Below are 23,397 nucleotides of genomic sequence, written 5' to 3' on the forward strand. Positions count from 1 at the left end.
TTGGCGATGATTTATGACGCGATCATCATCGGAGGCGGCGCTGCAGGCCTCTATTGCGCGCTGCATGCCGGACGGCGCGGCAAGCGCGTTCTCATCATCGAACATAACACAGAAGTCGGCGCGAAGATTTTGATCTCAGGCGGCGGCCGGTGCAACTTCACCAATCTCAACGCCGCGCCCGATCGCTTCCTGTCCGCCAATCCGCACTTTGCCCGCTCGGCTCTCGCCCGTCACACACAAGCGGACTTTGTCGGCCTCGTTGAGAAGCACCGCATCGCGTTTTACGAAAAGACGCTCGGTCAGCTCTTTTGCGAGGGACCGCGCTCGTCGCGCAAGGTCGTGCAGATGCTGCTTGATGAGTGCGCCGCGAATGGGGTTGCGATCCGCATTGCTTGCAGCGTCACCAGTATCGAGCGCGCCGAACGCTTCAAGGTCGAAACCACACAAGGCGCCTTTGAAGCCAACGTCCTCATCATCGCCACGGGCGGACTACCAATCCCGAAACTCGGCGCAACTGGCTTTGCCTTCGATGTCGCCAAGAAATTCGGTATCCCGATTGTGGCGACGCGTCCTGCGCTCGTTCCGCTCACGTTCGACGCGGACGATCTTAGCGCTATGCAGCCGCTGAGTGGCGTTTCGACTGAGATCATAGCCTCTCTGGGCAAAGCCGCTTTCCGCGAAGCGGCGCTCGTCACGCATCGCGGCCTATCCGGCCCGGCGATCCTACAAATCTCGTCCTACTGGTCTGATCCATCGCAACAGATCAAAATCGATTGGCTTCCAGGCGTCAAAGACGATGTCTTAGTCGCGATAAAACGCGAACGCCCTTTGATCCTACCTAAAACCGCGCTCGCCATGCGTCTGCCCGAACGGCTCGCAACGGCGCTCGCCGCCGATCAGCCGCCCCGTCCACTCGGAGAGTGGAAGGACGATGCGCTGATTGCCTTTACGCGGAGCAAGCTCAAAGGCGACCTCATCAAAGTCAGCGGCACCGAAGGCTACGCCAAGGCCGAAGTGATGGCTGGCGGCATCGATACCAACGCTTTGTCCCAACAAAGCATGGAAACGCGCGCCGCACCCGGCCTCTTCTTCATCGGCGAAGCGGTCGACGTCACGGGCTGGCTGGGCGGCTACAATTTCCAGTGGGCCTGGTCGAGCGCATGGGCCGCAGCTCAAGCGCTCTGAGGCGCGAACCGCTTCGCTATTAGCGCAATCGGGACGCCGACCAACAAAGTGTGCGTGAAGATCGTCGCCGGAATCAGCCACGGATAACGCGGATCCCAGTGCGGACGAATGTCGCTGAAAGATTCACGTAGGCGCGATGAAATTTCACCGAGGCTGGTAGCGAAGTGTCCGTCGCCGCCCGCCGCCGACAACGGCGCTACGACATAGTTCATAGCCACGTAGAGAACGAGGCCATAGATGAAGCCCCAAAGAATGGCCTTATCCGTCAGCGCACGAAACCGTTGCGCCGCGACTACGTAAACCGCCGCCATCAAAGTCGCGATCAAGAGGTGGGAGGCAATCCCGAGCATGGCGGAGTCCAATCCGCCCGCGCGCGATGCTTCACGTCCAAGCCAGCCGGCAGCCACCGATTGCAGGACTTCCTGCGGCGTCAGGCCATAGCTCATCGGCCCATAGACGATGAAGGCGTAGACGATGTCGAGCGCACCGGCGATCAGCCCGCCAAGCAAGATTCCCCAAAGAATTCGCATCGTTAGCTCCCTCGCTGCGCCGACCTAATCGCGCTCTTCCGCTGCCCGCTAGCGAAATGCGATGGGTTGCGCGATGCTGGGGTCATGATCCGTACTCTCGCTGGCGCTCTGTTCGGCTTAGTACTTTGCCTATCGCCCGCACTCGCGCAGACGCAAGTTGCGCCTGGGCAGGCGAGCGAGTTCTCGCAAACCCATCTCGACGCCTCGCGGCACTATGTGAGCACGCTTCTCCTAGACACCGGCGTACTTTCGGAAGTCTCGCTCGTCGCGTTCAACATCGTGATGCCGACCGTGCGCCAAGCGTTGCGCACATCTGCGTTCTTCGTGTCGCTACCGCCCGAACGGCAACAGGCGATGTTCGACTATCTTACAAACTCGGGCCCGGTTTTGCAGGAAGAAGTTCTTCGCGGCGCGCCACAGCTCGTCGAGCAGTTCGCGCCCCGGTTCGCGGCTTTGTTCAGCGAGGCTGAACTCAACGACATCACGGCCTTCATGCGTACCGCGGTCGGCGGCTCGGCTTTCTTGAAGTACGTCCTCGCGGGCGCGACCCGCGCGCCGCCCGAACTCACCGCAGAGGAAACCTCAGCACTAGAGACGTTCGCTGAGACGCCGGGGGGCATCGCCTTCGGCGCACGCGCGAGTGAACTTGGACCGCTGATGCGCGAACTCGGCTACACCGCGACGTCCGCACCGCATGTCCGAGCCCGGCTGGAGCGCGACATGTGCGAAATCGCCGGACCAGAATGCCCCGACGCTTGGCGCAGCGACCTCTAGTTATTTTTCTTCATCCGCGAAGGGGTTTTTGCCCGCCTTCACGATCAGGCGGATCGGCGCAGCGTGGAGGTCGAAAGCATCACGCAAGCCGTTTACGAGATAGCGCTTGTAACTTTCCGGCATCTCTTCGGCCCGCGACGCGATCAGCACGAATGTCGGCGGACGAGCTTTGATCTGCGTCATGTAACGCGGCTTGATGCGCTTGCCGCCGACAGCAGGCGGCGGGTGGCGTGCGATGGTCGCGTAGAGCCACTCGTTCAAGTCTTTGGTTTTGACCCGCGCCGTCCAGTCTTCGTGCGCGTCTTCAACTGCATGCATCAACCGGTCGAGGCCTACGCCTGATTGCGCAGCGACAGTCACCAGCGGCGCGCCGCGTGCTTGCGGCAGGCTTTCGCGCGCGACCAGTTTCAACTCTTCAAAGTGCGCGCGTGGATCTTCGATCGTGTCCCACTTCGACAAACAGAAAACCAGCGAACGGCCCTCCCGCACCACCAGGTCCGCGATCGAGAGATCCTGCTTCTCGAACGCCTCGTTGGCGTCCATCACCAAGATGCAAATATCGGCGAACTTCAGCGCATGCAGAGAGTCGCCAACAGACATGCGCTCAAGCTTAGCTTGCACTTTGGCGCGCTTGCGCATGCCGGCCGTATCGACGAGGCGGAACTTCTTGCCGCGCCATTCCCAATCAATGGCGATCGAGTCGCGCGTGATCCCCGCTTCCGGCCCCACCAGCAGCCGATCTTCGCCGATCAGCGCATTCACCAGCGTCGATTTCCCCGCGTTCGGGCGGCCAATGATCGCGACATTGATCGGGCGCTGCGGCTTCGGCGCATCCGGATCGGGCGGCGCGCGCTCATGGGCCATGATGGCGGCGTAGAGTTCGGACATGCCTTCGCCGTGCTCGGCCGAGAGCGGAATGGGATCACCCAGCCCAAGCGCATACGCTTCCGTGATGCCGACATCGCCGGCGCGACCTTCGACCTTGTTGGCGGCGAGTACGACGGGCTTATCCGCCCGGCGAAGCAACGCCGCAAACGCCTCATCCATCGGCAACACGCCGGTGCGCGCATCGATGAGAAACAAAATGACGTCAGCATCGCGGATCGCGAATTCGGTTTGCTGACGCATCCGCGCTTCCAACGAAGAATCGGTGGCGTCTTCGAAGCCGGCCGTGTCGATCAGGACAAAGTCGAGATCGCCCAAGCGCCCCTTCGCCTCGCGGCGATCACGCGTGACTCCAGGCGTATCATCAACGATCGCGAGCTTTTTGCCCGCGAGCCTGTTGAAGAGCGTGGACTTGCCGACATTCGGCCGCCCGACGATCGCGAGCTTGATCGTCATGAGCGGCCAGACATCAATGCAGAACGACGAGACGCGCTTCGTCGGTCACGATGTAGATTTGATCGTTGGCGGCGATCGGCGGAATGAACACGGGCTGGCCGACGTCAGTCGACGCCAGCGTCTGTCCGTTCGCCGGCGACACCGCCACCACTTCACCTTCCGAGTTCGCGAGCACGAGACGGCCGCCGATCATAATCGGTCCGGTCCAAGCCACACGGCCCTTACGCTCGCCTTCATTGCGATAGCGGCGCAATTGCTGAACCCAAAAGACGTTGCCGGTGCGGCGGTCGAATGCAGCAAGCTCGCCATCGACGCTGACCGCATAGAGCACGTCGGCCGCAACCCACGGCGTCTGCGTAGACGCGAACGTGCGCGCCCATATGCGTTGACCGCTACGCAGATCGATTGCCGCGAGAAGGCCCGAGTGGCTCGCCGCATAGGCAGCACCACCATCGATGACCGGACGGCCCGCGATATCGTTGATTGCCGAAAGCGAGTTCACGCGGCCAGCGCGCGACAGCGAGTCCGACCACAGACGGCGCCCGTTTGCAGAGAGCAGCGCCACCAGTTCACCAGACGCGAACGGGGCAACGACGGTTTCGCCTTCGACGCCAACGCTGGGGGCCGAGAGAATACGCGCCGGTTCAGCGATGGCCTGATAGGTCCAGCTGACTTCGCCGGTCGCGGCGTCGAAAGCCATCAGTTCGCTGTCGTTGGTGACAGCGTACACGCGGTCGCCAGCAACGGTCGGAGCAGATTGGAACGGAGCGCTCGCTTGGGCGCGCCAAATTTCACTTCCGTTTGACGCATCGAGCGCAACGATGAAGCCAAAGCCGGTCGCCACGTAAACGCGGCCGCCACCGATGGCGACGCCGCCACCACGCGCGACGCGGTCACGTCCTTCGTTCGGGCGCACGCGCTCGTCCCAGAGACGATGACCATCGCGCGCGTCGATTGCGTGGACGCGGTGATCGGCATCAAGGAAAAAGAGCGAGCCGTTCGAAATCACTGGCGGCGCCGCCAGCTTCACACGGCTGTTCGAGCCAGCGCCGAGATTGGCGCGCCAGGCGCGCTCAAGCGTCGCCATTCCGCTCGACTGCGGCGGCGAGTTATCGGCCGTACCACCCGGTTGGGTCCAATCGCTGACGGCGACGGCCGGCGGCACAGTGATGGTGCGTGACGCATATTCCGGGCTCGGGCGCAGATCCTCTTCGGCCGAAAGGATCGACTGGCGACCATCCTGCGGCGCAACCGTTTGAGGCGCCTCGCCCCCGTCAAACGGATTGATCGCATCGCCAATGCGGCTCACGGTCGAGCATGCCGACAGTGCGGCGACCGCCGCCATAATGGCGATAGGACGCAAAGGCTTCATTTTGTCTCTCCTTCGGATGGCGCAGGCGCTGACGCGCCGTCCGCTGGTGTTTCTGGTGTTGCTGGCGCAGGGCCAAGCACGCTCAACGCGATCTGCGCGCGTTGACGCAATGAGTCGGGCGCTTCAAACGCCAGCGTGAGCTGCTCAAGCGTGTCACGCGCAAGTTGTGTCTCGCCAGCTTCCCACGCTTCCACCGCGAGCAATTCCTTCGCGAGATACGAAACGCGCGTATCGGAATCGATCAGCGGCTGAAGCCGCGTGCGCAACGCTGCAAAATCTTGAGTGTCGGCTGCAATGTAAGCAGCGCGGATCTGCGCGCTTTCACGCATGATCTGATCCGGCGCGCTTTCAGCGGCGGAGTCAAAGCCCGCGAGCGCGCCTTCTAGGTCGCCTTGCTGCGCGAGGATGCCCGCATGCTCCATGCGCGCCAGCGTGCGATACGAACGCGGGCCCTCATTCGAGAGACGCTCGAACTCGGCCTTGGCGCCATCGACGTTGCCGGCTTCGACCAAAGCCTGCGCGGCTGCGAATGCATCAGCATGACGGCGCGCAGACGCGACCGTCTGATCGCGCCATACCTGCCAGCCAATCAAGCCGACGATAAAAATTACAAAGACGCCAGCGACGTACGGACCGTACTTGCGCATAAGACCCATCGCGCGGTCTTGGCGCAGGCTCTCGTCCACTTCATTGACAAAGCTATCGGTTTCGTTGGTCACACGCGTTCCTGACCCGTCTGGGCCAGAAAGGCCCGGCCCCCAAAATCGGCGGCAAGCTAGCCGCGCTCGTCGCCCCCGGCAACGCGCGGGCGCCGCGCCTTTCCGCCGCCCAGGGCATAGGTCTCAGCTGCGGCAGGAAAACGGCGGGCGCGGACGTCGGCGGCGTAGTTGGCGGCCGCCTTAGCGATTTCGGCCTTCAGGTTGGCGTACCGGCGGACAAACTTGGGGGTCCAGTCGAAAAGGCCGAGGAGATCGTCGGTCACCAGGATCTGGCCGTCGCACTGGGCCGAAGCGCCAATGCCGATGGTTGGGGCCTTTACAGCGGCGGTTATTTCGGGGGCGAGTGTTTCATCCACACCCTCCACCACAATGGCGAATGCGCCCGCTTCATCCGCCGCCCGGGCTTCGGCCAAGACCTGGGCCCGCTCTTCCTTCGTGCGGCCCTTAGCGCGGAATTTCCCATCGACGTTCACCGCCTGGGGGCGAAGGCCAACGTGGCCCATCACCGGAATACCGCGCTGCACCAAATACGCGATGGTCGCGCCGACATAGACGCCAGCCTCGACCTTCACCGCCTGCGCACCGGTTTCTTTGAGAATACGGGTCGCATTGGCAAACGCCTGCTCGGCGCTCGCTTCGTAAGAGCCGAATGGCATATCGACGACGACCAGCGCACGCTTGGCGCCGCGCATCACCGCTTGCCCGTGCATGATCATCATTTCGAGCGTCACGCCGACCGTATTCGGCATGCCGTGCACGACCATGCCGACGCTGTCGCCCACGAGCAGCACATCGCAGTGCTCATCCAGGATTTCGGCGACAGGCGCGGTGTACGCCGTCAAGCAGACGATCGGATCGCCACCCTTGCGGGCGCGAATGTCGGGCGCGCTTTGCCGGCGGATTGGCGCTTCAACGTGACGGGACATGGGGCCTCGCTTTGTCGCAGCGTCATAGCCTTTGCTGCATTGCGGCGCCAGCACCGAGCCCAGATAAGGGAAAGGCCCATAAGCGAAAGACGGCCCGAACGAGCCGCCTTTGCATGGATTGAGTAAACGCTGGTTAGTCTTGGGTCGACCGATAGGCCACCGCACCACCGGCCAAAGCGGCCGTTACCAGCAGAATTTGCGTCAAGCCCGCACCCATCGATTGGAGGAAGCCTTGGGCAGCCGCGCTCGCGTCCGGCGCTGCGTTTACCGCAGCGTGCATACGCGCCACTTCAAGGCCCGCCGTGGCCATCATCTCTTGGCCGAACACGCCGGCGAATGTGTAGAGGCCCCATGACACCGCGGCGGCGGCAATCGTGATCGCGCCGTACTGCATATAGCCGCGCGCCTTAAGGCTCGCCTCGCGATGCGCGACAGTGTTGGTGACGTTGACCACAAACCCGTCATCTGCGGGTTCGTGCGCCTCCGCGAAGGAGCGCTTCAACAGGGCGTCAAAGTCAGTCATGAGCCTGGGTCCAATAGCCGTCTAAGTTTGTCTGTCCCCCTTAGTACGTGTGATTTCACGGTGCCGAGGGGAAGACCCGTGATGTCGACTATCTCTGCGTGGCTGAGCCCTTCTCCGTGGTTCAGCGTCACACAAAGTCTCTCAGCATCGGACAATCTGGCAAGTGCTCTTTCCAGATCGAGCTTTGCTCCGGCTGCGGCTTCCGGCGTGGAGGCCTCTGACACGAGAGGTGATGCGTCAGTGATCTCCTCAAACACGGCCTTCTGGCGTCGCTTTGCCATCAGGAACGTGGTGACCGCTATTCTCCTAAACCAACCCGGAAAAGCTGCCGGCGTTTCCAAGTCTCTCAATCTATCCCACGCCTTGATGAACGCCTCTTGAGCGAGGTCATCAGCTTCGGCGTGGCTCTGACACATTCGCCGCAGAAGGGCCCGGGCCCAACCCTGCCGGCGCTTGACGAGCTCCCCGAAGGCCGCCTGGTCTTTGGCCTGGGCTGCGATAATCAGCGCAGCTTCTGTGGCCTCCGCCAGATGTGTGAACCCCCGAGACGCCACGGAATATCACTCAGTCGTCCTTCTTCTTCGTGGAATAATCGACGATCGCAAGCAGGATAAACGCGACGCCAAGCGCGCCGAGGATCGCTGCCGGGATCATAAGCTCTTCAATCTCGGCGAAAAAGCTGGCCGCCGCGAAGCCGCCGGCAAGCGAGGTCAGAACAACACCGCTGCCGAGGCTGGAGCGGGCCTTATCCTGAACCTTCTTTTGACCTTCAGTCAGGGTGCGCATAAGGGCAGGATCGAGTTGTTGGCCCTTCTCGAGCGCCTGCGCGATCAGGTGGTGAGCGGATTGGCGGGTCCGTTCCCGCAGGTAGATCGGAACCAGGATAATTGCCGTCAGAAAGGCAAAAAACCCAATAGGAACAAGGATAGCACCATCCATAGCGTAGTCTCCATAGCCCGGGGTCTTTGCCCCTTTTGTAGTCTAGATGCACGGGGCCAGGGCCTTGGATGCAGGCGCTCAGCGGCTCGTTGCAGCCACTAACCGTTGTGTCATGAGCCGGGCAGCCGCCACCAGCGCGAAAATGCCACCTGCGCCTAAGATACCACCCTGGACGCCGTCCCAGTGAACCGCCCCCCAGCCGACCAGCCAGAGCGCCAAAATCGCAGCGGCCGCCGCGATTGCGCCCCACGATAGCATCGCGCGCATCGCCTCAACCTTAAAGCGATCCGCTTCGGCCGCGCGCATCACGGCCAGCGTGAAGCGCGGATCTCGCGCCGGCGCGGCGCTCGCCCCCAACGCGGCGGCGAGGCGAGCATCAGTGGTCATCGTTCGTCTCCAATACGCGCAGCAAGCGTTCGCGCCCGCGCGTCACATGCGATTTCACCGTGCCAAGCGGCAGTTTCAATATCTCTGCAGCTTCGCTGTGAGAAAACCCTTCCCCCAGACATAGCGCAACAGCAGCGCGCTGTTCGTCAGCTAGATCCGCCATCGCGCGCTGCACGGCGATGCGATCCTCCAACGGCGAGCCCTCCTCGCCGCTCTCTTGTTCACTATGCCAATCATGCTCGCGCGCCTGCGCACGGCCATGCGAGCGCTTAGCGTCACGCGCGATGCGAAATCCAATGCCGCACACCCAGGAGCGAAAACTCGATCGGCCTTCGAAACGCGCGAGCTTTCGCCACGCAGTCACGAACGCCTCCTGCGCGAGATCGTCCGCATCCGCCCATTGCCCTGCGAAACGGCGCAAAAACCCACGTACTGGTTGCTGATGCGCGTCTACCAAGGCGGCGTATGCGCGCGAGTCGCCTCGGCGCGCTGCTGCGATGAGACGCGCCTCATCATGCGGACTCATCGTCTTTGCCGCGACTGCCCGGACGCATGATCGCAAGCGCCAAGCAACCCAGCGCCGTAACCGTCATCGTCGCGGCAACCACCAAGAAGGCCACGCGGCTTTCGCCTTCAGCGTTCGCGAACGCAATCCAGAACCCAAAGCCCAAAGCGGTGAAAACAACCACTTCGCTCCACGGCGGCTTCTGACCGCCCTGCCCGAGCTGATCATAAACAATCTGCGGCGGCTCTCGGCCCGCCTCGATCGCAGCCTTGATCACTTCCATAGCCTGCTTGCGGCGATGGTGTTCAAGCCATTGCGCCCATCCTGCGCTGATCATCGAGATCGTCACGGCGCCAAAGATAAAGAACGTGACCATCCATGGGTCCCAGCCGGCACTGATCATCTGCACATCTCCGTTTCGCTGAGTATGCAGCCACCGATCGGCAAATTGGATGCGAATGGAACTTGCCTCCCAATACTTAAGTATATACTTAAGTATTATGTTCAGAGCCGCTGCTCACCTCGATCTCGCGTTTCAGGCGCTGGCTGACCCAAGCCGCCGCGCCATGGTCGACCGCCTGATCCAAGGCCCTGCGACCGTCAGCGAATTAGCCAAGCCGCTCGCGATGTCGCTGCCTGGCGTCATGCAGCATCTCGCGGTGCTCGAAGCGAGCGGACTGGTGGTTTCTGAAAAGCGCGGTCGCAGCCGCACATGCCGGATCGAGCCCAAGGTGCTCAGCCAAGCCGAGCAATGGATCACGGAACGTCGCCTCCTATGGGAACGCCGCTTGGATCGGCTTGGCCAATTTCTCGACGAAACGAAAGACAATTGATGCTCACGCTTTACGGACACCCGATCTCTTCATTCACTTGGAAGGTGCTCACCGCGCTTTACGAAAACGAAACGCCGTTCGAGAGCGTGACTGTCGACCAGAACACCTATGGCGCGTTCATCGCCAAATGGCCGATGGGCAAATTTCCGATCCTGCTCGATAGCGATCGCAACCAGATGATCTCGGAAACAAGCGTGATCATCGAATATCTCGACGCCTACTATCCGGGCCGCACGCCATTCATGCCCAAGGATTTCGACACGGCGCTTGAAGTGCGGCGATGGGATCGAATCTTCGACCACCTCAACGTCACAATGAGTAAGACCGTCGTCGACAACATCCGTCCGGACGGCCAACGCGACCCCTACGGCGTCGAAGAAGCCAAACGCATCATGCGCGGCGTCTATGGCGTCGTCGAAACGCAACTCGCCGATCGAGAATTCATTGTCGGCAAAAGCTTCACATTGGCGGACTGCGCCGCCGCGCCCGCACTTTGGTACAGCGTCCGCAATCTGCCGCTCGACGGCGGTTTGCCGCGCATCGGCGCCTATCTCGATCGCCTGAAAGCGCGCCCATCGTTCGCGCGTGCGTTGCAGGGCTCCGAGCCGCTCTTTCACATGTATCCAGGCGCCTGATCATGACTGCCCTCGCACACGCCACCATCGTTATGGAACGCACCTACGACGCCGCGCCCTCGCGCGTATTCGCCGCATGGTCGAACCTCGAAGCCCGCAAGCGCTGGTCGGCGCCAGCCGAAAGCATACGCATTGAATACGAAGCCGCCGATTTTCGAGAAGGCGGCCGCGATGTCTCGCGCTGCATCGAAGCAGGCAACGCTGATTTCGTCGCGACCGTCATTTATCTCGACATCCGCAAAGATCAGCGCATCGTCTTCGCCGAAGACGTCGTCCACGGAGGGCGACGCGTCTCTGCAGCGCTGATCAGCGTCGAGTTTGGCGCCAAGGGGGCGGCAACGCACCTCGCGCTCACCATGCAGATCGTGTCCTTCGACGGCTCGGGCATGGAAACCGGCTACCAATTCGGTTGGTCAGCCGCGCTCGACAATCTCACCAAAGAATTTGCCTAAGAACCTCAATGACTCAACGCAGCACCACGCACGCCACCTTCGTGATCGAACGCGAGTATCCCCATCCCCCCGCGAAAGTCTTTGCGGCCTACGCCAACCCTCAAAACAAAATCAGATGGTTTGGCGGTCCCGACAATTGAGAAAAATCGAACTATCGCTCCGATTTTCAGGTGGGCGGCAAGGAGAGCATCAGTGGCGGCCCGCCGGGCGGCACGGTGCACCGCTACAACGCGAGCTATTGGGAGATCACCTTCGGCGAACGGATCGTCACCTCTTACGAGATGCATCTCGATGACGTTCGCATCTCAGTCTCGCTCGGCACGACTGAGTTCAAAGCCTCCGCCAAAGGCACGACGCTCATCTACACCGAACAAGGCGTCTATCTTGACGGTTACGATGACGCGGGCCAACGCGAGCAAGGCACGCGCGAACTTCTCGACCAACTCGAAGCCTTCCTGAACGCGTGAGCCAGTCATGACCAACACAACACATGCAAGCTTCGTGATTGAGCGCACTTACTCAGCCTCGCCGCCACGCGTCTTCGCCGCCTGGGCGGACCCAGAAGCTAAGCGCGCATGGTTCGTCGAAGGCGAAGGTTGGGACATCCAATCCTACGCCATCGATTTCCGCGAGGGCGGCGGCGAGACGAGCACATTCCGTTTCATCAAGGGTCAAGAAACATTCGGCGAAGAGACGATCTTCGGAAACCAGACAGTCTTCAACGAGATCGCACCCAACGAACGCATCGTTTTCACCTATGCGATGGATCGCAACGGCAAGCGCTTCAGCATCTCGCCCGTCACCGTCGAACTGAAACCCGCCGGCGCCGGGACGCGCTTCACCTTCACCGAACATGGCGCGTATTTCGAAGGCGCCGATGGTGTGAAAATGCGCGAAGCCGGCTGGCATGAGCTACTACAGAAACTCGCCGATCACCTCGCACGGGCAAACTGACCCGTTCGGGGTGAAAAAATTCCTGCGCTGGTTCATATTGAAGGCGTGACGATAACCATCGAGCTGGGCGAAGACGCCGCCGTTTCCGCGATCTGGCTGACGCCGGCTCAGCCACAAGCCACTTATGTCTTCGCGCATGGCGCCGGCGCTGGCATGGCGCATAAATCCATGACCGCCATCGCCGAAAGTCTCGCCGCGCGCGGCATCGCCACGTTGCGCTACAACTTTCTCTATATGGAGCGCGGATCGAAGCGACCCGACGCGCCTGCGCTCGCCCACAAAGCGGTTCGCGCCGCTGTCGCGAAGGCGCACGACCTTGCACCCAAGTTGCCGCTCTTCGCCGGCGGTAAATCCTTCGGCGGGCGCATGACATCGCAAGCACAAGCCCTTCAGCCGTTGCCGGACGTTCGTGGGCTTATCTTCTTTGGCTTCCCGCTTCACCCCGCGGGCAAACCCAGCGACGAGCGCGCAGCGCACCTGGATGACGTCGCAGTCCCAATGCTCTTTGTGCAAGGCGCGAACGATTCGCTCGCGACGGTCGATCTGCTGAAACCTGTTATCAAGCGCCTAGGAACGCGCGCAACGCTCGCCCTCGTCGAACATGCAGATCATAGCTTCCATGTGCCCGCGAAGAGCGGACGCAAAGATGCGGAGGTGTTGGCGGAAATCTGCGATACCGCGGCGAGTTGGGTGGCGCAGCACGACTAGTCTCGACCTCGATGGAGATGCACCGCTAGGCGAACTGCTTCGCGTAAACCTCAGGCTTAAAACCAACCAACACCTTCCCGCCCACCTCGAGCACCGGTCGTTTGATCATGCTCGGTTGTTCCAGCATCAAGGCAATTGCCTTCTTCTCCGTGAGATCTTCGCGCTGAGCATCGGGCAGTTTACGGAACGTCGTACCGGCGCGATTGAGCAAGATTTCCCAGCTCACACCCCTGGCCCAACGCTCAAGCGTCGCCTTGTCGATGCCTTCGGCTTTGTAATCGTGAAATGCGTACGCAACGTCATGGTCTTCCAACCACGTGCGCGCCTTCTTCATCGTGTCACAGTTCTTGATCCCGTAGATCGTAATCTGCTTGCTCTTGGCCATTGGGGGCTTATGCCAAAGCCAACGGAGGATCGTCCATGGCCGACAAGCTCACATTTTATACGAACCCAATGTCGCGCGGGCGGATCATCCGATGGATGCTGGAAGAAGTCGGCCAACCCTATGAAACAGTCATTCTCGGCTATGGCGCGAGCATGAAGGGGCCGGAATATTTGGCGATCAATCCCATGGGCAAGGTGCCCGCGATCAAGCACGGAAACGCCGTCGTAACGGAAGGCGCCGCCATCTGCGCCTATCTCGCCGACGTCTTCCCCCAAGCGAACCTCGCCCCGGCAAACAACGACGAACGCGCACGCTATTATCGCTGGATGTTCTTCGCCGCAGGGCCAATCGAAGCGGCCGCGAACGCCAAAGCGATGGGATGGGAAGCCCCTGCCGACAAACAAGGCATGCTCGGCTTCGGATCGATGGCGCACGTGCTGGATGCGCTGGAGTTCGCACTTAAGGACACGCCCTACATTGCGGGCGATCGGTTCACGGCAGCGGACGTCTATTTCGGGTCGCACATCATGTGGGGCACTCAATTCGGCACGCTGGAAAAGCGCACAGTGTTCGAGCCCTACATGGCGCGGCTTCACAATCGCCCGGCAGCGGTCCGCGCGCGCGACATCGACGACGCCATCATCGCCGAACAACAAAAGCAACAACAACAATAGGCTCGATCCACATGAAGGACCTGTTTTCTCTCAAAGGCCGCGTTGCGCTGGTCACCGGCGGCTCGCGCGGCATCGGCAAGATGATCGCGGAAGGCTTCCTGCATCAGGGCGCCAAGGTTTACATCTCGGCTCGCAAAGGCGGCGCACTGGAAGAAACCGCCACCGAACTTTCGGCAATCGGCCCCTGCATTCCAATCGTCGTCGACACTTCCGGCGCCGATGGCGCGCAGAAGATGGCGGACGCGTTTCTTGGCTACGAAGATACCCTCGACATTCTCGTCAATAACGCTGGCGCCGCCTGGGGCGCGCCGTTCGATGAATTCCCGGAAAACGGCTGGGACAAGGTCATGGACCTCAACGTCAAGACGCCATTCTTCTTGACGCAGAAACTGCACGAACCTCTAAAGCGCGGCGCCGCAAACGGCCACCTCGCCAAGGTCATCAACATCGTCTCGATCGACGGCGTCTCGGTGAACCAGCAAGAGACCTATTCGTATGCCGCGAGCAAAGCCGGCCTCATTCACCTCACTAAGCGCATGGCGCTGCGGCTCATTCAGGACAACATTGCCGTCAGCGCCATCGCGCCCGGCGCATTCCCGTCCGACATGAACCGCGTCGCCCGCGATCACGGCGACATGGTCTCGCAAGCGATCCCGGCAAAACGCGTCGGCACGAGTGAGGACATGGCGGGCGCTGCGATTTACCTCGCTTCGCGCGCGGGCGATTACGTCGTCGGCTCCACAATCATCGTCGACGGCGGCGTCACCTACGCACGAAGCTGACGAACGTCACTTGCATTTTCGTACTGACTTCGTAGCATGCCCGCACACGGCATGTGAGAGGACGCGCGCCTATGGCGATCTATCTGCTCGGCGGACATCAAACTGATTTTGCGCGCGCATGGTCGCGTGAAGGCTTGGACTTCACCGATATGATGCGCGAGGCGATCGATGGCGCCCTCGCCGCAACCAATCTCGACGCGGGCGACATTGATGCAATCCATGTCGGCAATGCATTCGGCGAACTTTATCGCAACCAGGGCCACCTCGCGGCGATGGTCGCGCAAGTGAAGCCAGAGTTCTACGGCAAGCCGGCCATGCGTCACGAAGCGGCCTGCGCTTCAAGTTCGATAGCGGTGCTCACTGCAACCGCCGAAATCGAAGCTGGCCGTTACGACTGCGTGCTCATTCTTGGCGTTGAAGAAGAAAAGAACCTGCCAGGCGACGAAGCTTCGAAGATCCAGAACGCCGCCTCCTGGCAAGGGCGCGAGGACATCGACTGCCGTTTCATGTGGCCAGCTGTGTTCGGACGCATCGCGCAAGAATACGACGAACGCTACGGCCTCGATCGGCGCTATCTCAATCGCATTTCCGAAATCAATCGCACCAACGCGCTACGCAATCCGTGGGCGCAGACGCGCAAATGGCGCTTCGATCCTGAAGCCTTCACCGACAACGATGAACTGAACCCGATCATCGAGCCCGGCACACGCCGCCAAGATTGCGGTCAGATCACGGATGGCGCTGCCGCCATCATCGTCGCGTCAGATCGCTTCATCGAAAATTACGCTCAGAAACGCGGCGCAAAACCCTCTGACTTTCCGCAGATCACCGGCTGGGGGCACGCCAACGCTGGGATTCGCTTTCTCGACAAGATCGAACGCAGCCGCGGCCAGCAGTACATGTTCCCGCACGTACGCCAGGCCATCGCCGACGCCTGGAAACGTGCAAACATATCCGGCGCCTCGGGGCTCGACGGCATTGAGCTGCACGACTGCTTCACCTCAACTGAATATATGGCGATCGACCATTTCGGTTTCGCCGACCCCGGCGAAAGCTGGCGCGCAATTGAAGACGGCACGATCGCCATGGGCGGTGCTTGTCCGGTCAATGCTTCAGGCGGCTTGATCGGCGTCGGCCACCCCGTCGGCGCAACGGGCGTTCGAATGTTGCTCGATGCTGGACGCCAAGTCACAGGCACAGCGGGCGATTACCAAGTCGAAGGCGCGCGCACTTACCAAACGCTGAACATCGGCGGCTCGCTCGGCACCGTCGTCAGCTTCGTCGTCGCGCGAACTTAAACGTTCACGCGTGGCGCTCGTATCGACACGCCGACTGAACCTTCCGCAATTACGCCGCCACCGGCGCTCGTGACCTCCACCGCGACGACAACGCGCCGCCCGGCGTGAAACAAGACTCGCCCGGTCGCCTCAAGTCGCGACGAGGCAATCGGCGCGGCGCCGAGGAAGCGCGTGTTAAGATCGGTCGTCAGCAACGTCTCGCCAGGCTTCAGCATGGTCATAGCCGCACCGCCGCCCGCAATGTCGGTCAGCCCCGCGATCACGCCGCCATGAACAAGCTGGACGAAGTTCGAATGCCCAACATCCACGTCGCAGCGCACGCGCATAAAGCCGCGATCGACTTCGAGTGGATAGGCTTGCAGTCGATTGAGAAAGCCGCCCGGGCGGGGCATCGCCGCCCACCGTCGGGCAAGCTCCAAGCCATCGACATCGCGATCAAGCTGAAACAGAACTGGATCACCGCTCATTTCGTCAGGCCGTTGAAGCGCGCGATAGCAGCGCGATACTCCCCCTGAAGATCAGTGACGACTTGGGCCACCGTCTCGATGCTGCGCGTGCGTCCAACACCTTGCCCCGCCGCCCAGATATCGCGCCAACGCTTAGCGTTATCGCCGGAATAGTCGCGCGCCGCTGGTCCGCCAAGATTCTCGGGATCACGACCCGCCGCCGCCAAGCTCGGTTTCAACCACGACGCTGGCGTTCCCGTAATCGCCGCCGACACAACCAGATCATCGGCCGTGCAATCGACGATCATCTGCTTGTAATCGTCCTGCGCCCGGCTCTCGACCGTCGCCAGGAAGCGGGTGCCCATGTAAACAAAATCGGCGCCCGCTGCGATCGCGCCGGCAATGCCCGCGCCATCGGCGATGCCGCCGCCGACCGTAATGTAGCCGCCAAAAAACTCGCGCACCGCGGAGATGAAGGCAAACGCAGAGAGGTGGCCAGTGTGTCCGCCCGCGCCGGCGCTAATGCACGCCATGCCATCGACGCCCGCTTCCGCCGCCTTGCGCGCGAGTTTTAAACTCACAACGTCGGCGAACACCAAGCCGCCATAGCTCTTCACCGTCTCCATCACCGGCTTAGGCGAACCCAGCGCAGTGATCACGACCGGCGGTTTGTACTCGGAGACCAATCTCAAATCGTCCGCTAGCCGCGTATTGGTCGAGTGCGTGATCAAGTTGGCGACCCATGGCCCATCTCCGGGCGCGAGCGCGTCCGTGATCTGGCCCATCCATGCTTCGAGTTCTTCGCTCGTGCGGGTGTTGGGGGTCGGAAAGGCTCCAGCGATCCCTGCCTTGCATGCAGCGATTACTAATTCTGGACCACTCACCAGAAACATAGGTGCGCAGAAGACCGGAAGTCTCACCTTTGGAAACGCACTCATCGCTGTTGCGCCAACCTATCGCGCAATTCGCGCTTCAAGACTTTGCCGACGGGATTGCGCGGCAACACGTCAATCGATTCAAGCCGCTCGATCTGCTTGAACACGGCCACCTTCTTCTCTTGCGTAAGATAGCGATTGATCTCGCTCATCTCAGCGCCTTGCCCTGGCTTGAATACGACGAACGCGCAAAGTCGCTCGCCAAGCGCCTGATCCGGCGAACCTACCACCGCGACGTCCGCAATTGCCGGATGCCCCACCAGATGGCCTTCAATTTCCTCGGACGAGATGTTCATCCCGCCGCGAATGATGATGTCCTTAAGGCGGCCAACGAAGCGATAAAACTGAAGCCGATCGCCAGCTAGCTCGAAGAGATCGCCAGTGCGAAACCAGCCATCGGCGTCAAAAGCACGCGCATTGATCTGCGGCGCGCGCCAATAGCCTGAGAAAATTGTGGCGCCCTTCACGCGCAGCTCGCCAGGCTTTCCAGGCTCTGTCACTTCCTGCTCCGTCTCCGGATCCACCAGCCGCGTGAATATCCGGTCATGGAGCTTTGAATCCCATTTGTAGCCCTCGCCGAAGCGCGGGAAATACGCCGCACGCTGCGCCGGGTCTGGCACATCGCGATATGTGCTCGGAAAGGATGCGCCCTCGTTTGAACCGAAGAAATTCGCAATCTGAACGCCATGCTTCTTGTGAAAGGTATCGACCATCCATTCAGACAGCGGCGCCGAACCCGAGCCAATGTTCTGCAGACGCCCGAAATCAACGCCCTCAAGCAGCGCCTCATTCTGAAGCAAAAGGCTCAAGATGGCCGGCGGCGCGACCGTGTAGTCGATCTTCTCATCGCGAATTTGCTTCAAGAACACCTGCAGATCGAAGGGCTGGTGTTGCACCAACTTCCCACCAACCAAAAGCCAACTCACAAACGAGGTCGATATCCCCGCCATATTGACCATGGGAAACGGGTTGAGCAGGTGATCGCCATCCTCGATGTCGCCGGCGTGCACGACGCCTTCGCCCATGATGATCCACTCATTGTGGCTTCGCGGCACACCTTTGGGCTGCGCCTCAGTGCCGGATGTCCAGCAAATCGTAAAAATGTCGTCGGCGGTGACGGGCGCCTCCTGCTCAGCGCGCTGCGCCGCCGCAAGTTCTGATTGCTTCACTTGTGCAAGCAGCGGCTCGATCTGGGTCGCACCGTCCACGGCATCACCCAGCACGAACACATGCTGCAACGCTGGCGCCGTATGCTTGACGCGAACCAGCATCTCGCCATGCGCGTGCTTGCCGATCCGGTTCGCCGTGATCGCCGCCTTCGCATCGATGCTGTTACAGATATAGACCAACTCGTGTTCGCGGTACTGCACCGGCGCTGGGCTCACGATGATGCCGAGCCGCGCACACGCAAGATAGATGGCCGGCAAATCGACGAGGTTTGGCAACTGCACCACCAACGCGTCGTCCTTGCGAAGGCCGTGCGAGGTCAGCACTGCTGTATAGCGACCCACCAAGTCTTCAAGTTGCCACCAACTCAACCGCCTTGGCTCGCGGCCCACAATGTCAGCACAATTGATGGGGTCGACCACCGCCTCACGATCGGTTTTCTCACGCACGTGCTTTTCGAACAGATCGCCGATCCGTACGTCGCCCCACCAACCCTTCTTCTTCAGATCGGCGATCCTCTCGGCCGGAACCACAATCATCGAATTCTTTCCTCTTCAATTTCCACCGCGTTTGCCTCCCGCAGACACAGCGCGCGCACATCGTTTCTCACAATTTTTCCCACCGGATTGCGCGGCAACGCATCCAACAGATAGAGCCGCTTGGGCGTTCGCACCGGGCCCAACGCGTCGCGTACAAATGCGCGTAAAAGAGCCTCATCAGCGCCCTCCGCGACAACGGCTGCTTCAAGGCGCTCGCCCCAAATCTCATCCGCAACGCCGAACGCGCACACTTCGCGCACCGCCGGATGCGCCGTCAGGGCGCGCTCCACTTCGGCCGGGTAAATATTGTAGCCGCCGCTAATGATCATCTCTTTGCTGCGCCCGAGTAGAAAGAGAAAGCCGGCGTCATCGATGCGGCCGATGTCGCCAGTCTTCAGCCAACCCAGATGGCGGCTCGCTGAGGTTTGGTCTGGATCGTCAAGATAGGACGTGTCGGCAAGGTCGCCGCCAACAACAACCTCTCCCTCGCCGCGTTCATGAACGTCGCCATCGGTCGTCATCACCCCAATCGGCGTCCGCGCGAACGCACGCCCAACGGAGGCGCGCAGTTGAGGGTCGCGCATCGATGCCGCATCAAGCGCGGTGATCGTCATAGGCGCCTCGGTTTGCCCATAGACGGTGGAGATCACAGGGCCGAACCGTGAGATGGCTTTTTCAATGGCCGTCGGCGCCATCGGCGCCGCTGAATAGGTGAGATGCCTCAACGCGGGAAAGTCCGCGGACGAGAAGGCAGCGTCACTCATCAACAAATGGATGAGCGTTGGCGGCATGAACGCAACGCTTACGCCCCGCTTCAACTCAGCAATGATCGCCGCACGATCTGGCTGCGCCATCAGCACGTGCGCCCCGCCGGCCGCGAGCACCGGAATTACGTAGTGCGACGAGCCATGCGTCAGCGGCGCGACCGCTAAATTCACATCGTCCGCGCCAAACTGGTAGAAGCTCTGCATCGACAGCATCGCCGCAGCCGCGCTCCGCACGGTCTGCACCACGCCTTTGGGGCGTCCTGTCGAGCCGCCAGTGAACTTGATCGCAAACACGGCGTCAGGATCGCTCGGCAGCGGCGGTAATTCGCCAACGCCATCCTCGTCCAACCAACTCTCCAGACTAGTCACGCCCGCCACACCGCCCACGGCGTCGAGCGAACCTTCGTCACACAACGTCAGCGCAAGCTTCGCGCGCGCTCGCAACTCGTCATTCAAACGCGCGCCATTACGGGGATTGAGCGGCGCCCAAGCGCCGCCTGCCCGCAGAATGGCGAGATAGGCCACCACATGGCGCCAGCTATTGCCCGCGCAGAGGCCGACACGCGCGCCGGGCGTCACACCACGCGCAGCGCGCTCCACGCGCTCAATCAAGTTGCTATGCGTGATGACGAGATCACCGTCGAACAGCGCGGGCCGCCTGCGCTTCGCCCCTTGATTTTCATAAAGCGCGCTGATCGGGTGCATCACGCACGCTCCAGCACGGTGACGACAGTCGCGGCCTCTTCAACACCGAGAAAGCCACCGCCGTTTTCCGCGACCGCCATCCGCGCGCCGCCGACTTGTCTAGCGCCCGCTTCGCCGCGCAATTGTGTGGTCAGTTCGAAAAGCTGCGCGATGCCGGTGGCGCCAACGGGATGTCCCTTCGCCAACAAGCCGCCAGACGGATTGACCGGCGTCCGCCCACCAAGAGCAAAATCGCCAGCGCGCAACCTCGCGCCAACCTCACCCGACGTTGCCAATCCCAAGTTTTCGATCTGCTGCAGCTCGGCATAAGCGGTGGCGTCATGCACCTCCGCCAGGTCGATATCGTCGGCGGAAACACAGGCTGCTTCGTACGCAGCGAGCGCAGTGCGCCGTCCAATATGGTTGGCGTAGTCCTCAGCGGCGCGCTCTGAGGCGCTCCGCAAAACGCAAGCACGCACCCGCACCGCGCGCCGGGAGCCGATCTTCCGCAAGCCAGCCTTGCCGCACACGACAAGCGCGGCAGCGCCATCGCTCACCGGCGCACACATGGCGCGGGTGAACGGGTAGACGACCGGCTTATCCGCAAGCACCTGTTCGAGGGTGAACGGCGTTCGATACTGCGCCAATTCGTTCCTGGCGCCATGAGTATGGTTCTTCACAGCGATACGCGCGAAATCTTCCTGCGCCGTGCCAAAGCGCGTCATGTGCGCACGCGCCTGCGCAGCATAGAGGTCCATGAACAAGCTGCGTCCCGGTCCAGGCGCCTCTCCGCCCATGCGCTCTATATACGCCAGCACCCCTTCGCGGTCGTGGACGTCGGCGCCGCCCGCAAATGCCGCCGCCACACGCTCAGGCTGATCGGGGAACACCATCTTCTCAGCGCCTACGACGAGCGCTACCTGCGCCATGCCGGCGCGTATGGCATTCACCGCCTGTAAGAGGGCAGTCGAACCAGAAGCGCACGCATTCTCTATATTCGCAACTGGCACGCCGGTAATGCCGAGCGGCCGCAGCGCGATCTCGCCGCGCACGGTGTTTTGGCCCTCCAGCATGGGCTGACGCGTGTTCGAGAACCATGCCGCTTCGATTGCGCCAGCTTCGACGCCAGCATCGGCGAGCGCCCCGCGAACCGCTTCCGCTGTTAATGACTTCACGCTGTCATTCAGTCGCTTGCCGAAAGCGGTCATGGCGGCGCCAATGATGTAAACGCCGCTAGTCATGCTAGGCCGCGATTGGACGGCGGCGCTGCACAATCCGGAAGCGCGATGCAACGAATGCGATGTCGGTTAGGCATGCATTGCCGGCTGGGTTGAGCCCGGTGACGTGGTAGTCGCTATAGGCCGCCGCGAAATTGATCCACATCGCGCCCGTCAGGTTGATCGAGAGGTTGGCGCCGGCGCGCTCGTACAATTCGGCCGCATGATCCATGAAGCGTTCATCGCGTGAATAGAGATAGCAGGAAATCGCACCGCGCGACTTTGCGAGGTCCGTCGCTTCTGTTACCGCCGCATGACCATCTTCTGCAGCAACGATGAATAACACCGGCCCAAACCGTTCTTCGGCGTAGAGCGCCTGATGTTCCGGCTCGGCCGCCAGCACCAGCGGCGTCATCGTGCGTGCATTGGGGTACTGCGGATGGTCATAGGGCGCCGCCTCGCGCAGGACTTCGGCGCCATGAATGTCAGCAGCGGCGCGCGTTTCTTGCACCACATCCAGACTGACTTGCCCCTGCACCGCCCCCATGATCGCCGAAGCTTGCGCCGGCGTCGCGGCGATCGCATCGATTTCGGCAACGATCGCCCGCGCCACTTCATCGAACGTCACGCGCCCGTCGTCGGTCGCAATGCCGCCCTTCGGTACGAACACAACCTGCGGGCTGGTGCACATTTGCGCCGAGAAGAGACAAGTCGCCCGCGCAATCGCCCGCGCCGTCTCTGGAAGGTTCGCCGTCGATTCGACGACGATGGAATTTACGCCCGCTGTTTCTGTGAACAGCAACTTGCCTGTCACGGTTCGCTCAAGATGGCCGCCATATCTGGGGCTTCCGGTGAAATCGATGATCTGCACTGCTGGATCATCCACGAACCGGCCCGCAACCGGCGCCGCAAGCGTATCAACTGCTAGCGTCACAAGATTGGGATCGAACCCAAACTCAGCCAACACGCCGCGGCACGCCTCGACCACAATCGCCATCGGCAGCACCGCAATCGGATGCGGTTTCACGATCACGGGATTGCCGGTCGCCAAGCTCGCAAACATCGCCGGATAGGCATTCCACGTCGGGAACGACGCACAACAGATGACGAACCCAATGCCGCGAGGCTGCAGCGTGTAGGTCTTATCCAGCGCCACCTCTTCACCGGCAAAATCGCGATGATACGCAGCACGCGGCGCAACTCCGCGCATCGCCTTTGCGGCGTAAGCCAAAGCTTCGATGCCGCGATCTAAAGCGTTGGGGCCCGATCCGCTAAACGCCTGTGTGTAGCTTTGTCCCGCAACATGCATGACGGCTTGCGCCATCTCGAAATTGCGCTCGTAGAGGCGCACAGCCATTTCGGCGCACAACGCCATCCGCAATTCCGGATCGGCTTTCACCCACGCCGGCATTGCCGCGCTCGCCGCATCGATCAGCGCTTCAGGAGCGCTGACGGGATACGTGATGCCAAGCGCTTCTTGTGTGTAAGGCGAAACCTCCTCGCCCACCCAATCCATCACGCCGGGCTGATCAAGCTCAAAGCGCGCGCCAAGCCTTGCTTCGAATGCCGCCTTTCCGGCTGCCGGCTTCTCAACGCCATGTATCTTCGTGGACGGCGAGTCCTTGAACGGACTCCAACTCCGGCGTGTCTCCACGGCATCGATCGCGAGGGCGATGAGATCCTTGTGGCGTTCGACCAAGGCAAGACGATCCGCGCTCAT

Annotated in this window: 28 protein-coding genes and 1 pseudogene; 11 read left to right on the top strand and 18 right to left on the bottom strand. The window is 61.4% G+C overall.

Features of this window, described 5'->3' with window-relative positions:
* Nucleotides 1-6: 6 nt before the first annotated feature.
* Nucleotides 7-1,185 (top strand): BaiN/RdsA family NAD(P)/FAD-dependent oxidoreductase, encoded by a 1,179-nt coding sequence (locus ATE48_RS02100; protein ID WP_066767348.1) that lies wholly within the window; start codon nt 7-9, stop codon nt 1,183-1,185.
* On the opposite strand, the gene ATE48_RS02105 is transcribed toward ATE48_RS02100, so the two are convergent.
* The gene (locus ATE48_RS02105) at nt 1,173-1,715 is read right to left on the bottom strand and encodes a hypothetical protein (protein ID WP_066767350.1); all 543 of its coding nucleotides are present in this window, start codon (nt 1,713-1,715) and stop codon (nt 1,173-1,175) included. The two genes, ATE48_RS02100 and ATE48_RS02105, sit on opposite strands and share 13 nt — an antisense overlap.
* Before the next feature lie 84 nt (nt 1,716-1,799).
* On the opposite strand from ATE48_RS02105, the gene ATE48_RS02110 reads away from it, so the two are divergent.
* Complete coding sequence (locus tag ATE48_RS02110; protein ID WP_066767351.1) at nt 1,800-2,489, top strand: DUF2059 domain-containing protein; 690 nt, start codon at nt 1,800-1,802, stop codon at nt 2,487-2,489.
* Here ATE48_RS02110 and der read toward each other — a convergent pair whose 3' ends face one another.
* The 10 genes from der to ATE48_RS02160 form a co-directional block, all read right to left on the bottom strand.
* A complete protein-coding gene (gene der / locus ATE48_RS02115; protein WP_066767352.1) occupies nt 2,490-3,830 on the bottom strand; it encodes a ribosome biogenesis GTPase Der in 1,341 nt (446 codons plus the stop codon). It abuts the gene before it with no gap.
* 13 nt (nt 3,831-3,843) lie between these two features.
* Entirely contained in the window at nt 3,844-5,202 is a 1,359-nt protein-coding gene (locus ATE48_RS02120; protein ID WP_066767356.1) for an outer membrane protein assembly factor BamB family protein, read from the bottom strand.
* Nucleotides 5,199-5,921, bottom strand: a complete 723-nt coding sequence (locus tag ATE48_RS02125; protein ID WP_066767359.1) for a tetratricopeptide repeat protein — start codon at nt 5,919-5,921, stop codon at nt 5,199-5,201. The genes ATE48_RS02120 and ATE48_RS02125 overlap by 4 nt, the downstream gene beginning before the upstream one ends.
* Before the next feature lie 56 nt (nt 5,922-5,977).
* Nucleotides 5,978-6,847, bottom strand: coding sequence for a 3-methyl-2-oxobutanoate hydroxymethyltransferase (gene panB, locus ATE48_RS02130; RefSeq protein ID WP_066767360.1), 870 nt, complete (start codon nt 6,845-6,847; stop codon nt 5,978-5,980).
* A gap of 133 nt (nt 6,848-6,980) precedes the next feature.
* Nucleotides 6,981-7,370: a hypothetical protein gene (locus ATE48_RS02135; RefSeq protein WP_066767361.1), complete on the bottom strand. Its 390-nt coding sequence runs from the start codon at nt 7,368-7,370 to the stop codon at nt 6,981-6,983.
* Nucleotides 7,367-7,924, bottom strand: a complete 558-nt coding sequence (locus tag ATE48_RS20360) for an RNA polymerase sigma factor (protein ID WP_083197117.1) — start codon at nt 7,922-7,924, stop codon at nt 7,367-7,369. Before ATE48_RS20360 ends, ATE48_RS02135 begins: the two co-directional genes overlap by 4 nt.
* 10 nt (nt 7,925-7,934) lie before the next feature.
* Nucleotides 7,935-8,309, bottom strand: a complete 375-nt coding sequence (locus tag ATE48_RS02145) for a DUF6249 domain-containing protein (RefSeq protein ID WP_066767363.1) — start codon at nt 8,307-8,309, stop codon at nt 7,935-7,937.
* 78 nt (nt 8,310-8,387) lie between these two features.
* Nucleotides 8,388-8,696: a hypothetical protein gene (locus ATE48_RS02150; RefSeq protein ID WP_066767365.1), complete on the bottom strand. Its 309-nt coding sequence runs from the start codon at nt 8,694-8,696 to the stop codon at nt 8,388-8,390.
* Nucleotides 8,686-9,222, bottom strand: coding sequence for an RNA polymerase sigma factor (locus ATE48_RS02155; protein WP_066767367.1), 537 nt, complete (start codon nt 9,220-9,222; stop codon nt 8,686-8,688). Before ATE48_RS02155 ends, ATE48_RS02150 begins: the two co-directional genes overlap by 11 nt.
* Nucleotides 9,209-9,604 carry a DUF6249 domain-containing protein gene (locus ATE48_RS02160; protein WP_066767369.1) on the bottom strand — a complete coding sequence of 132 codons (396 nt, stop codon included), beginning with the start codon at nt 9,602-9,604 and terminating at the stop codon, nt 9,209-9,211. Before ATE48_RS02160 ends, ATE48_RS02155 begins: the two co-directional genes overlap by 14 nt.
* A 97-nt stretch (nt 9,605-9,701) precedes the next feature.
* Here ATE48_RS02160 and ATE48_RS02165 point away from each other — a divergent pair, with 97 nt between their 5' ends.
* The 6 genes and pseudogenes from ATE48_RS02165 (at nt 9,702) to ATE48_RS02190 (ending at nt 12,783) form a co-directional block, all read left to right on the top strand.
* Nucleotides 9,702-10,034 (top strand): ArsR/SmtB family transcription factor, encoded by a 333-nt coding sequence (locus tag ATE48_RS02165; RefSeq protein WP_066767371.1) that lies wholly within the window; start codon nt 9,702-9,704, stop codon nt 10,032-10,034.
* Nucleotides 10,031-10,669, top strand: a complete 639-nt coding sequence (locus ATE48_RS02170) for a glutathione S-transferase family protein (RefSeq protein WP_066767372.1) — start codon at nt 10,031-10,033, stop codon at nt 10,667-10,669. Before ATE48_RS02165 ends, ATE48_RS02170 begins: the two co-directional genes overlap by 4 nt.
* Before the next feature lie 2 nt (nt 10,670-10,671).
* The gene (locus ATE48_RS02175; RefSeq protein WP_066767373.1) at nt 10,672-11,121 is read left to right on the top strand and encodes an SRPBCC domain-containing protein; all 450 of its coding nucleotides are present in this window, start codon (nt 10,672-10,674) and stop codon (nt 11,119-11,121) included.
* A gap of 158 nt (nt 11,122-11,279) precedes the next feature.
* A pseudogene (locus ATE48_RS19925) lies at nt 11,280-11,588 on the top strand (SRPBCC domain-containing protein); the annotation flags it as partial.
* Nucleotides 11,589-11,595: 7 nt separating this feature from the next.
* Nucleotides 11,596-12,075 (top strand): SRPBCC family protein, encoded by a 480-nt coding sequence (locus ATE48_RS02185; protein WP_066767375.1) that lies wholly within the window; start codon nt 11,596-11,598, stop codon nt 12,073-12,075.
* A gap of 45 nt (nt 12,076-12,120) precedes the next feature.
* The gene (locus ATE48_RS02190) at nt 12,121-12,783 is read left to right on the top strand and encodes an alpha/beta hydrolase family protein (protein ID WP_228126745.1); all 663 of its coding nucleotides are present in this window, start codon (nt 12,121-12,123) and stop codon (nt 12,781-12,783) included.
* Nucleotides 12,784-12,808: 25 nt separating this feature from the next.
* On the opposite strand, the gene ATE48_RS02195 is transcribed toward ATE48_RS02190, so the two are convergent.
* A complete protein-coding gene (locus ATE48_RS02195) occupies nt 12,809-13,168 on the bottom strand; it encodes an ArsC family reductase (protein ID WP_066767377.1) in 360 nt (119 codons plus the stop codon).
* 35 nt (nt 13,169-13,203) lie between these two features.
* On the opposite strand from ATE48_RS02195, the gene ATE48_RS02200 reads away from it, so the two are divergent.
* The 3 genes from ATE48_RS02200 to ATE48_RS02210 all read left to right on the top strand — a co-directional run bounded on the left by ATE48_RS02200 (nt 13,204) and on the right by ATE48_RS02210 (nt 15,922).
* The gene (locus ATE48_RS02200; RefSeq protein ID WP_066767381.1) at nt 13,204-13,842 is read left to right on the top strand and encodes a glutathione S-transferase family protein; all 639 of its coding nucleotides are present in this window, start codon (nt 13,204-13,206) and stop codon (nt 13,840-13,842) included.
* An 11-nt stretch (nt 13,843-13,853) separates the two neighbouring features.
* The gene (locus ATE48_RS02205; protein ID WP_066767385.1) at nt 13,854-14,624 is read left to right on the top strand and encodes an SDR family oxidoreductase; all 771 of its coding nucleotides are present in this window, start codon (nt 13,854-13,856) and stop codon (nt 14,622-14,624) included.
* 71 nt (nt 14,625-14,695) lie between these two features.
* Nucleotides 14,696-15,922: an acetyl-CoA acetyltransferase gene (locus ATE48_RS02210; protein WP_066767389.1), complete on the top strand. Its 1,227-nt coding sequence runs from the start codon at nt 14,696-14,698 to the stop codon at nt 15,920-15,922.
* Here ATE48_RS02210 and ATE48_RS02215 read toward each other — a convergent pair.
* From ATE48_RS02215 to paaN, 6 genes are read right to left on the bottom strand one after another with little or no spacing between them, the layout of a single operon-like run.
* On the bottom strand, nt 15,919-16,389 hold the full coding sequence (locus ATE48_RS02215) for a PaaI family thioesterase (RefSeq protein ID WP_066767391.1): 471 nt from the start codon (nt 16,387-16,389) through the stop codon (nt 15,919-15,921). The genes ATE48_RS02210 and ATE48_RS02215 overlap by 4 nt on opposite strands.
* Nucleotides 16,386-17,306: an NAD(P)H-dependent flavin oxidoreductase gene (locus tag ATE48_RS02220; protein WP_066767392.1), complete on the bottom strand. Its 921-nt coding sequence runs from the start codon at nt 17,304-17,306 to the stop codon at nt 16,386-16,388. The genes ATE48_RS02215 and ATE48_RS02220 overlap by 4 nt, the downstream gene beginning before the upstream one ends.
* On the bottom strand, nt 17,303-19,009 hold the full coding sequence (locus tag ATE48_RS02225; protein ID WP_066767398.1) for a class I adenylate-forming enzyme family protein: 1,707 nt from the start codon (nt 19,007-19,009) through the stop codon (nt 17,303-17,305). The genes ATE48_RS02220 and ATE48_RS02225 overlap by 4 nt, the downstream gene beginning before the upstream one ends.
* Nucleotides 19,006-20,481: a class I adenylate-forming enzyme family protein gene (locus ATE48_RS02230; protein WP_066767401.1), complete on the bottom strand. Its 1,476-nt coding sequence runs from the start codon at nt 20,479-20,481 to the stop codon at nt 19,006-19,008. The genes ATE48_RS02225 and ATE48_RS02230 overlap by 4 nt, the downstream gene beginning before the upstream one ends.
* Nucleotides 20,481-21,701 carry a thiolase family protein gene (locus tag ATE48_RS02235; RefSeq protein ID WP_066767403.1) on the bottom strand — a complete coding sequence of 407 codons (1,221 nt, stop codon included), beginning with the start codon at nt 21,699-21,701 and terminating at the stop codon, nt 20,481-20,483. The genes ATE48_RS02230 and ATE48_RS02235 overlap by 1 nt, the downstream gene beginning before the upstream one ends.
* Before the next feature lies 1 nt (nt 21,702).
* Nucleotides 21,703-23,397, bottom strand: a complete 1,695-nt coding sequence (gene paaN, locus ATE48_RS02240) for a phenylacetic acid degradation protein PaaN (RefSeq protein ID WP_066767405.1) — start codon at nt 23,395-23,397, stop codon at nt 21,703-21,705.

The organism is Candidatus Viadribacter manganicus (assembly GCF_001679665.1).
In the GTDB taxonomy this organism is placed as follows: Bacteria; Pseudomonadota; Alphaproteobacteria; order Caulobacterales; family Aquidulcibacteraceae; genus Vitreimonas; species Vitreimonas manganica.